Source organism: Anoxybacillus ayderensis (assembly GCF_000833605.1).
Classification (GTDB): domain Bacteria; phylum Bacillota; class Bacilli; order Bacillales; family Anoxybacillaceae; genus Anoxybacillus; species Anoxybacillus ayderensis.
The window spans coordinates 1-776 of sequence record NZ_JXTG01000063.1 but is presented as its reverse complement, the minus strand read 5'-3'; the positions used below and the strand labels follow the sequence as shown (position 1 = coordinate 776).

Sequence of the window (776 nt, the reverse complement as noted above, 5' to 3'; positions counted from 1 at the left end):
TAGTAATCGCGGATCAGCATGCCGCGGTGAATACGTTCCCGGGCCTTGTACACACCGCCCGTCACACCACGAGAGTTTGCAACACCCGAAGTCGGTGAGGTAACCCTTACGGGAGCCAGCCGCCGAAGGTGGGGCAAATGATTGGGGTGAAGTCGTAACAAGGTAGCCGTATCGGAAGGTGCGGCTGGATCACCTCCTTTCTAAGGGATATCATTGATATGATGAAAAAACGCTTTTTCGCTTCGTTTAGTTTTGAGGGAATATCCCTCAACTCGCGCCTGCGTCTACTCACTATAGAGAAGACGAGGTTAAAATTGTTCTTTGAAAACTAGATAACAGGCTGAAAAGTGTGTTTAGTTAAGTTAGAAAGGGCGCACGGTGGATGCCTTGGCACTAGGAGCCGATGAAGGACGGGACAAACACCGATATGCTTCGGGGAGCTGTAAGTAAGCGTTGATCCGGAGATTTCCGAATGGGGAAACCCACTGTCCGTAATGGGACAGTATCCATACGTGAATCCATAGCGTATGGAGGGCATACCCGGGGAACTGAAACATCTAAGTACCCGGAGGAGAAGAAAGCAAAAGCGATTCCCTGAGTAGCGGCGAGCGAAACGGGAACAGCCCAAACCAAGAGGCTTGCCTCTTGGGGTTGTAGGACACTCAATACGGAGTGACAAAGGAACGGAGTAGATGAAGCGGTCTGGAAAGGCCCGCCAGAGGAGGTAACAGCCCTGTAGTCGAAACTTCGTTCCCTCCTGAGTGGATCCTGAGTAC

The 776-nt window shown here is 51.4% G+C and carries 2 rRNA genes; both read left to right on the top strand.

Annotated elements, in window-relative coordinates:
* Nucleotides 1-200, top strand: a 16S ribosomal RNA gene (locus JV16_RS14925); the annotation flags it as partial.
* Between the two features lie 155 nt (nucleotides 201-355).
* Nucleotides 356-776: ribosomal RNA gene (locus JV16_RS14920) — 23S ribosomal RNA — on the top strand; the annotation flags it as partial.